Origin of the sequence: Reichenbachiella sp. (assembly GCF_039944555.1) — a bacterium.
Taxonomy (GTDB): Bacteria; Bacteroidota; Bacteroidia; order Cytophagales; family Cyclobacteriaceae; genus Reichenbachiella.
Genome location: NZ_JBDUYN010000006.1, coordinates 954,266 through 965,255, shown reverse-complemented (window position 1 = coordinate 965,255; position 10,990 = coordinate 954,266). Strand labels below are relative to the sequence as shown.

5 protein-coding genes are annotated in these 10,990 nt (G+C 40.8%); 3 read left to right on the top strand and 2 right to left on the bottom strand.

All coding sequences use genetic code 11. The features are described from left to right. Window positions 1-411: 411 nt before the first annotated feature. Together ABJD64_RS08620 and ABJD64_RS08615 are read left to right on the top strand one after the other, a co-directional pair. The gene (locus ABJD64_RS08620) at window positions 412-2,109 is read left to right on the top strand and encodes a 1-acyl-sn-glycerol-3-phosphate acyltransferase (RefSeq protein WP_348180395.1); all 1,698 of its coding nucleotides are present in this window, start codon (window positions 412-414) and stop codon (window positions 2,107-2,109) included. Further along, window positions 2,087-3,142: an NAD(P)H-dependent glycerol-3-phosphate dehydrogenase gene (locus ABJD64_RS08615; RefSeq protein ID WP_348180394.1), complete on the top strand. Its 1,056-nt coding sequence runs from the start codon at window positions 2,087-2,089 to the stop codon at window positions 3,140-3,142. The genes ABJD64_RS08620 and ABJD64_RS08615 overlap by 23 nt, the downstream gene beginning before the upstream one ends. Here the strand turns inward: ABJD64_RS08615 and ABJD64_RS08610 are convergent. Both ABJD64_RS08610 and ABJD64_RS08605 read right to left on the bottom strand, forming a co-directional pair. After that, window positions 3,135-4,373: a M48 family metallopeptidase gene (locus ABJD64_RS08610; RefSeq protein ID WP_348180393.1), complete on the bottom strand. Its 1,239-nt coding sequence runs from the start codon at window positions 4,371-4,373 to the stop codon at window positions 3,135-3,137. The two genes, ABJD64_RS08615 and ABJD64_RS08610, sit on opposite strands and share 8 nt — an antisense overlap. Before the next feature lie 60 nt (window positions 4,374-4,433). Beyond that, window positions 4,434-5,471, bottom strand: a complete 1,038-nt coding sequence (locus tag ABJD64_RS08605) for a type IX secretion system membrane protein PorP/SprF (RefSeq protein WP_348180392.1) — start codon at window positions 5,469-5,471, stop codon at window positions 4,434-4,436. Window positions 5,472-5,688: 217 nt separating this feature from the next. Between ABJD64_RS08605 and ABJD64_RS08600 the strand changes: the two genes are divergently transcribed. Then, window positions 5,689-10,902 carry a PKD domain-containing protein gene (locus ABJD64_RS08600; RefSeq protein WP_348180391.1) on the top strand — a complete coding sequence of 1,738 codons (5,214 nt, stop codon included), beginning with the start codon at window positions 5,689-5,691 and terminating at the stop codon, window positions 10,900-10,902. Window positions 10,903-10,990 lie beyond the last annotated feature (88 nt).

The following is a 10,990-nucleotide window of genomic DNA, read 5'->3' as shown; positions in this document are numbered from 1 at the left end:
GTAGGTCGTCGCCAGTTTTTATCAAAACCCTTGCATCAACGATGTAAGGGTTTTTTTATGCCCAAAAACTACTATGGTAATAGGGAATAGGCGGCCGTACGCAGAACGAGAGTAGCCATCGTCGAACGATCGTTGCCAGACCGTGCACCCCGGTAAGGATTATCGCTAAAACAGCATCCTTTTTTAACAGGACCATGGTATTACACGACGGTGTAAGGCGTGATCGTTACCAGACAACGGGGCAAGATTTTATAGATTGGATTCTAAATGAACCTGAGTAACAAATTTCAATAGCTAAAAACATTAAGTGTTCAATATCCTTATTCTAATCCCTCAATAAATCGCATATAATTCGTTAATTTGCCGATTCTAAAGGGTGAATGACAAGTTCATCCTTTTTAATTTAATTCTATGAAGCCATTGGTGATAAGGAGAAGGAATAAAAAGTCCAGGTATAAACCCATTCTAAAGAGCACTAAAAATTGGCCTGTTGTACAAATGGCCAAAAAGAGAAAGGAATTTATACAACTGGTAGTTGAGGAGAGTTTCGATAATATGCAATCTCTCAATCGTGGACGTACGTTACGCGAAGAGATAGAAATGACAGCCTTTCGTGAAAAGCAGCGTGCTAAAAACCATCCTTGGAAAGTCGACCCTAAGGACGATTATTCTTTTTGGGATGGAGTTCAACAGCGAATCGTTAGATTGGATGGTCTTGATAAGAAAGAGCAAAATGTCCGGCTAAAGGAAATCCTTAAAGAAATTTTGAATCGCTATGGAAACGAAATAGCTGGAAATTTTAATCCTTCTCACTATCATGTAGCTCGCACATTAGTGACCATTGGATTTGGACGATTACTTAATGCAGCTCGTGTGAAAGGCCCTTGGTCCCTATTTAGCAATCAACTGGACCTGGATGATAAAATACATATTAAGGGTTCAGTAGATCAGCTCAGAAAGCTAGCAAAGCTTGGTACCGTAGTAATGGTACCCACACATTTCAGTAACATTGATTCAGTACTCATCGGTTGGATTATTCAGTTTTTGGGGTTACCACCATTCATATATGGTGCGGGTCTCAATCTTTTCAATTTGAGGGTATTTGCCTACTTTATGAACAGTGTTGGGGCTTACAAAGTTGATCGTAGAAAGAAAAATGCTATTTATTTAGAGTGCCTTAAATCCTACTCGACAATAGCCCTGAGAGAAGGTTGTCATAGTCTGTTTTTTCCAGGGGGCACGAGGTCGCGCAGCGGAAAAATTGAAAAGGCTCTGAAGCTTGGCCTATTGGGGACAACTATTGAGGCGCAACGACAAATATTTCAATTTGAAGAGAAACCGGAAGAGAAAAAAATATTCATTGTCCCTGTAACTTTGAACTATCATTTTGTCCTGGAAGCGCCAAGTTTGATCAACGATTACTTAAAGAGTAAAGGGCAAGAAAGATATTATGAGGAAAATGACGAGTTTACAACCTCGTTCAAAATATCTAAATTCTTAATGAAGTTTTTTACTCGTGGATCGAATATCTCTGTAAGTATTGGAAATGGACTGGATGTATTGGGTAATGAAGTTGATATAAACGGCAACAGTCTTGACAAACATGGTAATATAATTGACCTGAAGGATTATTTTAGATCCAATGGAGAGATAACTGAAGACGCGCAGAGAGAACAAGAGTATAACCGAATACTAGGGAAGAAAATAGTAAAAGAATTTCATAAGCATAATCGAGTATTCTCCAGCCATTTAGTAGCTTTTACTGCCTTTCGAATGTTAGGAAGAAAAAACAGCGCACTGGACTTGTATGGTCTTTTAAGACTGTCAGATGATGAATTGACAATTTCACACGAGGATTTCAGGGGTGGTATATCCAACCTCTTAGATGCGCTTAAGGCGATGAAGGATGCAGGTGAGGTGGGATTGGCTGATCATTTGGAGCGTGACAAGGACGATGTGATCCAACATGGTGTAAAGAACCTCGGCATGTATCATGCACAACCTCCGCTTGGGTTTGCTAAAAATGGAGATTTGGAGATTCGTAATATGAACCTACTGTACTATTATCATAACAGGCTAGAAGGCTATGAGCTTGAAAAGTACCTCTGATAAACTAGTAGGCGTAATTGGAGCCGGAAGTTTTGGGTCTGCCATCGCAAATATGCTGGCAGAGAAGACTAACGTGCTGCTTTACGTTCGAGATAAGAACAAAGTTGAGCACATAAAAAAAGCCAGAGGTTCAGGTTCATCTAATTTCTCTGAGAATATTGAAATCACAAATCAGCTGTCGGAGATTGGTAAAAGATGTGAAATTATTTTTCCTATTATTCCTTCTGCCAATTTTAGAAGCATGATAAAAGATTTGGCACCATATCTCAAACCTTATCACATACTCATACATGGTACAAAGGGGTTAGATCTAAATATTCCTGAAGGTGTTAAGTTGACATCGAAAAACCCCCTTTCCCGAAATCATGTAAAAACGATGAGCGAGGTGATTTTGGAAGAAACTTCAGTTCTGAGGGTAGGTTGTCTTGCTGGTCCAAATTTGGCTAAGGAAATTGAAGAAAAACAGCCTGCTGCGACCGTAGTAGCAAGCCATTTTGAAGAGGTAATCGACCAGGGACAGAAGCTTTTGAAGAATGATCGCTTTTTGGTGTATGGTAGCAATGATCTGATTGGTATTGAACTTTGTGGAGTATTAAAAAATATCATTGCCATTGGCACTGGAATGCTAAGCGGTATGGGGCTGGGAGAAAACTCAAGAGCCATGCTTATTAGTAGAGGTATGGTGGAAATGGTATACATTGGAAATGCACTAGGAGGTAATACCAAAGCATTTCTTGGTTTGGCAGGAGTTGGTGACTTGGTAGCTACTTGTAGTTCTAAACTCAGTCGAAATTTTACGGTTGGTTACCGTTTAGCTCAGGGAGAGACATTGGATGAGATTATTAACTCAATGGATGAGGTTGCCGAGGGAGTAAACACTATTAAGATCATAAAAAAATTAGCTAATAGTTACAAAATTAGAGTACCTATTACCGAAACGCTTCACAACATAATAAAAGGACGAATGGGTGTTGAAGATGCTTACTCGTATTTTATGAAATTCCCTTTCCGTTCCGAAATAGACTTTATTTAACCTGTTTCATTGCCCTTATTCTTTTCAGGAGGCTGGGATGAGAGTAATTCATGAACTCATACCATGGATGCGGGGTGAGGTTACCCAAATTATCAGAGGTTAATTTCTTTAGTGCACTAATAAGAGGCTCTTTTTCATAGGTCTCCACTGCGTAGGCATCGGCTTCATATTCATTCTTTCGACTGAATAAATTCATAAAAACACCGATAATCGTAGAGATAGGAGAAAACAGTATCGCAAATGCAAAAACATTTAAATGCAGAGCCGTGACATTACCACCTAATGCCCACGATATTTCACTACTAAAAATAAATTTGGATAAAAGCCAGAGCATGAATCCTGTCTGCAGTATGCCGAGAACCATTGACCAAATGATATGTTTCTTTTTAAAATGACCAACTTCATGGGCGAGTACACCTACAAGTTCCTCATCGCTATGGTTGTCAATCAGTGTGTCATAAAGTACCACTTTCTTTTTTTTACCCAAACCTGAGAAAAATGCATTGCCTTTAGAAGATCTTTTTGACCCATCAATAACAAAAATGTTGTTCAGAGGGAATCCTACCTTTTTGCTGTAGTTGGTGATAGCAGTTTTCAAACTTCCATCTCCCAATGGACTTAATTTATTGAAGATTGGAACAATTAGTGAGGTGTAAAACATATTGATAAAAATCATGAATATGCTAATGGCAATCCAGAAGTAAACCCAGAAGTTTTCCTCAAAAAACATAACCATTACAATAAAAAGTGAAGCGATTATGCCGCCCAATATTAATGTTAGCAGGTATCCTTTGAGCTTGTCAAGAAGATAGGTTTTAGCGGTCATTTTGTTGAAGCCATACTTTTCTTCTATCACGAAGGTGCCGTACAAATCGAAAGGAGTTCCGATTAAATCAGATGCCAGATAAATTATACCAAAAAAATAAAGCGAAGTTAAAGGCTCTACCGGGGCTATACCTCTCAAATATTCATCAATCCAGCCAAATCCTCCAAACCAGAGAAATACCAACATCAAAACGAAACTGAAGGTTGAACTTATCATCGAAAACCGGAAGACTTCAGACTGATATGACTGCGATTCTGCATATTTCTTTTCGTCATAAATATCGGCTAATTCTAAAGGGATAGCTTGTTTTCTGCTTTGGTTATTGAGATAACCTAAAATTTTGTTGAGAAAAAAATCAAAAGTGAGTATGCCGATGAGAAGGTAGAGAATAGTCTGATAATCCATATACTTAGTTTTGAGCAAAGCTAAGAATTCTTAGGATAACCGACTTGAGAAGTTCTGAATTTAGAATATCATTGGAAGTGGGCACTTCAGTTCTCGCACAGAGCGCGAAGGTTTCCGCGGATCACCCCACTTGAAGCTATAGGTGAGTGATACTTCGTGTGCACCACCACTTTGTATACCAAGGTTGGACAATGTGTAGTCAAAGCTATATCCTATTGTAAATTTCTTCTGTGTCACTCCAAACATGAAAATGAGTGATTCATTATTTGATCCACCGCCTTCTGGCGACTTTATTGGGATTCCACGATACCAAAGACCAAAAATGATAGGGTCCCAGGTAAAATAAAGACCTAAATCTAATTGATTGAATTCACCTTGTACTCTATAGTTGAATGTGGGTGACAAGTTACGCTTAGCGCCAGAAGCAGTTTCGCCTCTGGAATATCCAGTGCTTAGAGGAATCAGATACCCACCATGTATAGACAGTTTTTGAGGTAGAGGACTGTCTTCTCCTAAAAAGGATTGGTTGGGTTCTCTGATATGATGCATGGAAACACCGATCCAGGTTCTTGCTGAATAAACTACACCACCCAGAGCTATATCGAAGTAGTTGACCTTCCAGTCTGTATTGAATTGTTCTGCGCTTGGATTACCAGTATTGCCATTGCTATCCAATTGGTCACCAAATACCAGTTTGTTGAAATTCACATTTCTAGAAGTATAGGACACCTGAAAGGCTGGACGAAATACCCATTTATAGTTTACATTGACCTGATAGGCATATTGAAGAGCAATTTCATTAGATTGAAGGCCAACAAGGCCTTCCTTGTCATTTACAAATAGTAAACCAACACTGCTGTTTTTCTCATCAAAATTATTATCTACGTAAACTGAAAATGTTTCGAAATTGGCATCGATAGATGGCCACTGATTTCTATAGTTGATACCAGCACGACCTTGCTGCGTAATACCGGCAAGAGCTGGGTTTAGATACAATGGCGCTGAGTAATACTGCGAAAACTGAGGGTCTTGCGCCCATGCTTTGTTAATACTCAGCAGGGAAAGGATAATCAGTAAAACGAAAGAAATTCTTTGCATCTGTTTGTTTGAATCGGGTTTACGCCCTTAAATAGAATCGTTGCAAAATATAAAATATTGTCCCAAATGAGAAATGAATTATTTTTTGTTGGGTCATTTGCATTGAAATATATTTTGTCACCGTTAGTATAAGTAATTGAGTTATTTTTAGCCAATAATTAAATTACGCTTAAATATTTTAAAAAGGACAGTTAAAGATTTGAGAACCCTTATCGAAATGATGAATGCAACTAAGCAGAAGTGGGCGCACTTTGTGACCCTATTTTTTGCCTTACTGTCACTCAATATTTCCCTTCAAGCACAAAACTACTCAGAATACAACTGGTTATTTGGCAATTCTACCAGTACTATCACATTTAATAAGTCCGATGCCCGTGCACAATTAGATACCATTCAGTTTGTTCCTTTTGGTACAGGTGGCGGTGCAGTGATTTCTGATCCCGTTACGGGCAATCTACTTTTTTATACAGATGGTCAAAATGTCTATGATACTAATCATGATTTGGTACCAAACGGGGCTGGTTTAGGCGGAAATTCAAGCATTAACAGAGCTGCATCAGTTATGCCGATGCCATACAATGATGGTGAATACTACATTTTCACTAACCCTGGTGGGTCAGGAGCGGAGATATTATATACAGTTGTCGACAGAAATGTACCTGGGAATGCTGCCGGAGGAGAGCCTCCGCTTGGTGATGTGGATGTCGCTCGCAAGAATTTAAGTACAGGGTTGAATAACCCTGGAGAAGGAATGATTGTGATCCAACGGGATATTGACAATTACTGGGTGATTACAAATGACAGAACAACGTTTGATTATCAAGTATTAGAAATTAACAGTGGCGTACTGAATCCAGTGGTACAAGTATTCGATCTGAATGATGTCACCGCTCCGGATTTTGAAGCCGCATCATTCGCTTATGACCCTGTAAATTCAGTTCTGGCAGTAGCACCAAGAGATGCTAATAGAAACGTTACCCTGCTGGACTTTAATTTAACAACTGGTGTGTTAACATTAAATACAGCCATACTTAATACGGGTAACAATGATTTTGCCACAGAAGCAATCTATGACATTGAATGGTCTTCCAACGGAGAGAATTTATATATCTCTCGACATGGAGGAGCAGGAACAGTAGCTAATCTTTATCAATACAATTTGCTCGACCCATTGAATACGGTCAATTCTGTCCTAATCCAACCGGTTTACAGGAGTTATGGGGTTCAAAGGGGACCAGATCAGAATATTTACCACTTGTACCAGCAAACAAGTACAGATGCGGTTGAAATTGGCGTGATATTGGAAGCGGATAGCGTATTTCACGCAGATAGCTTATTTTTTAATGTGGGCTACGACAGCTTGGCCTTCACTCCTTCTGCCATCAATGCGACTCAATTTCCTCATTTTCCTGCTCCCCATTTTGAGGCTTTTGATTCGGTAGGCTTTGCATACATGGACACTTGTGCTTTGCGCACAACAAAATTCTTCTCCAATGTAGAACCCCCGGCACAGTCTTACTTATGGGATTTGGGTGATGGGTTTACTACTAATGCTATCAATCCAATTCATATATATCAGTCTGCTGGTGTATATACTGTTTCATTGACAGTTGAATTGAACGGTGTTACTGAAACCTATTCCACATCAGTGGGAGTTGTAGACAATGATCTTACGATTGATTTGGGTATGGATACCGTACGTTGCGTAGGTGAGATTTTCACTTACGATGCAGGTGCAGGTGGGGCCTCATATTTTTGGAATACAGGAGAGTTCACACAAAGTATCAATGTAGATACTACGGGGTTGTTTTCAGTGGCTGTTGTTAGTGCTGCCACGGGCTGTGTGAATTATGATTACGTTCAGGTCACGACTTATGAAGACACTAACATCTTTCGAAATCAATGGTACTTTGGCGAAAATGCTGGTATTGACTTTAACCCTCCGGCCACTGCAGCCATTACAGATGCCAACTTGATGAGTTCTGCTCAAGGGGCATCATCGGTTTCAGATCTTAATGGTGATTTGCTTTTTTATACCAATGGGCAGACTGTATGGAACAAAAACCATAGAGTGATGGATAATGGAGATAACATTGGAGGCGACCCTAATTCCAGCCAGGGTGTTATGATCGTGCCAGTGCCTAATGACAGCTCTATCTACTATGTATTTACCTCAGATCCAGTGTATGGAGATTTTAGCTATGATATGAAGTATGCTATAGTGGATATGAGAAAGGATACCGCACAAGGAGAGGTAATTGTTAAGGATGTTTCTTTATTCACGAATAGCACTGAAAGAATCACTGCTTTCGGTCTGGGACAAGGTATTACTTGGTTAGTCACACATGAATATGGCAACAATCAGTTCAGATCATATCCTTTAACGGCATTTGGAATGGGGCAACCCATCACTTCTTCAGCGGGAAGTGTGATGCGACTGGATGAAGAAAAGACAGGGCGAGCGCAGATGAAATACGCTGCAGGAGGTGGAGTAATCGCTTTAGCTTTTCAGGATACCAATGATAACTACATTGAGTTATTCAATGTTGCGGATAGTTCGGGCGTGATTACAGGATTGGCAAAAATTGATATTCAAGAACCTGCACCTTCATTAATATATGGTGTGGAGTTTTCATCTAGTTTACAGAGACTATACGTGAGTACCAATGGTCCGAGCGGATCTAATCTTTTGCAGTATGATCTCGATAGTTTGCGTACGCCTACGGCCAAGGCTGACATTGAAGCAACTAAATTTGTTTTAGGTTCTGACCCAGCATTACAATATGGAGCACTGCAAACTGGCACGGATGGAGTAATATATATGGCAGTCGATGGACAAACATCGGTTGGAACCATTAACAGTCCTAACAGCGATGATACAGCAGCTTCTTTTAACGATGGAGGGTTTGACCTGATGGGTCGTACAAGTAGACTAGGCCTTCCCAATTTTGTGCAAGAACTGCCTTTGAGTACGCAGAGCCCTGGTATTGCCTTTTCAAACCCCTGTTTAGGTTTGCCCACGGCATTTGATGGTACCGGAACATCAGTAATTGATGAGTTTTTCTGGTCTTTTGATGATGGTACGTCGGCCAACGTAGAAGACACGACTCACATCTATAATCTCTCAGGAACTTATAATGTGAGCTTGAATGTCACCAATCGCTGTGGATTGGATACTCTTTTTGTGGAGCCCGTAGATATATTTCCTATTCCCGCTACACCAACTGTGCTTGATGCTGTAGCTCTTTGTAATGGCCCTGTTACCTTGGAGGCATGGCCTGTGGATACAGCTGCATTTAGATATACCTGGTCAACTGGTGAAACTACCAGAGCGATTACAGTAAGTAGTGCAAGTCTCATTACTGTATTTATTACCAATACGGACGGTTGTCAATCTGATCCTAGAGAATCCTTTGTTGATGACACGCGCCCGGTGGTCGATTTAGGTACTGATCAGATTATTTGTCAGGATACTGCATTCCCAGATTTGGATGCTGCTAACCCGGGATCTGTATATACCTGGCAACTTAATGGTTCGACAAATGGTAATGTACTAAGAACCCAAACCGTGGACACTTCTGTACCAGGAACCTTTGTGTTTGAAGTCACCGTAGAGGATATCTTGAATTGCGTCACTACCGACCAGGTGGTCTTTTCTGTGGAAAACCTACCGGCATTTACAACAATAGGAGGCAGTACTTCGGGTTGTTCGGCGGTAGACGGTGCCATAACCATCGACTTGACGGAAAGTGGAAGTTTCAACTATTCTGTTACCGGACCAACAGCTCTGACACCTCAAATATTGACTGGTCCATCAAACTTTCCCACGCCGAGTGCATTGGCTCCCGGAGGATATAGCGTACTTCTTACGAATACTTTGACTGGCTGTTCGCTCAATCAAGTTGCGACGGTCGATGACGGAGGTGCGACTTTCACCATTGATAACTATGTAGAGACTCCGGATTGTCCGGGCGATGGAATATTAACTTTTGAATTAGCTGGCCCCGCTCCGGCCAACGTAACCTACCAATTGTACGATCAGTTTGGAAATCTGGTAGTTGGAGCCGGTGCTTCTCCGGCGCCAACGTTTCCGGTTAATAATCTCGATTCGGGTGTCTATTCAATAACAGTTGAGGAGCTTGTAAGTGGAAATAACTGTATTCAGACTTTGGACAATGTTGTTTTGAACGGAAGCCCCTTAGCAGAATACGCTACTACACCACAAAATATTTGTGGAATTGAAGGGGAGATCAGTATTTTTCCAACGACGGTTGATCCAGCTATCAACTACACATGGAGTGGGCCGGGTATTGTAGGTTCTTCTTTGGGAGAAACAATCACTGTATCTGCTGGAGGAAACTATTCGGTGACTTCTTCGGGAACTGGATTCTGTGAAGTAACTACCTCAGTGAGCGTGACTCAGAGCGCTGCTCCTCAAGTTGAAATATTAACCGAGGGAGCGGAATGCATGGGATCTCTCATTTTGTTTGCCAACGTGACCAACGGATTGGTTGGCAACGGTGGTTATCAGTGGGACAATGGAGACAATGGGTCTAGAAGAGGAATTGTGTCTTCGGGGACTTATGAAGTTTTGGTCTTAGACCAGGGTACCGGCTGCACTGGCACTGCGACCTCAGAGGTTAACGTTTTTAGTGAACTGACAGTGTTTGCTGCTGCTTCGCCTAACTGTGATGAAAATGGAGAGGTTTTTTTGACTGCCTACTCAAATATTTCAGAAGATGTGATATTTACGTGGACAGATCCTAACGGAGCAGCTCTTGCTAATCAGAGTGCGGAAATTTCAATTGCGGAAAGTGGGCTATATACCATAGATGTAGTCTCTACTGTGAGTACTTGTACTGCAAATGCTTCTCTCAATGTAATGGTTGTGCCAATCAGCGAGGATGAATTATTGCTAGGAGAAAGAGAGATGTTTTGTAGCGAAGATCCTGATCCTGCTAATAATTCGGTTGCGCTGGATCCAGGACTATTTAGCACCTACGAATGGACTATCATAAACGACGATGTGATCCTCTCAACAGATAGGGTTTATACGACTAGTGATGCAGGCATCTATGAAGTTACATTGAGTAATGGATTTACCTGTATCAGAGATGCCATCGAAGTACTTGATGATTGTTTGCCAAGAGTTTATGCTCCTAATGCGTTTACTCCAGAAACCTCACCTGGATTCAACGATGAGTTTTTTGTTTATCCAAATCCTTACGTAAATGATTTTGAAATCAGAATATTCTCGCGTTGGGGAGAGCTGGTATACCAATCCAATGATATTGATTTTAGATGGGATGGTGTATACGCGGGTAAATTGCTAAAGATCGATACCTACATTTATGTGATGCGATTCACAAGTTCTCTGACACCTGAGCTTGGTCGAATAGAACAGAGAGGTGGGGTTGCGTTGATTAGATAATTTAAGCAACTACCAATTTTCGGCACAAAATATGTAACGATGGAGGAAGAATAATTCCATGAGGTACATAAAAACAAACAATACGTAC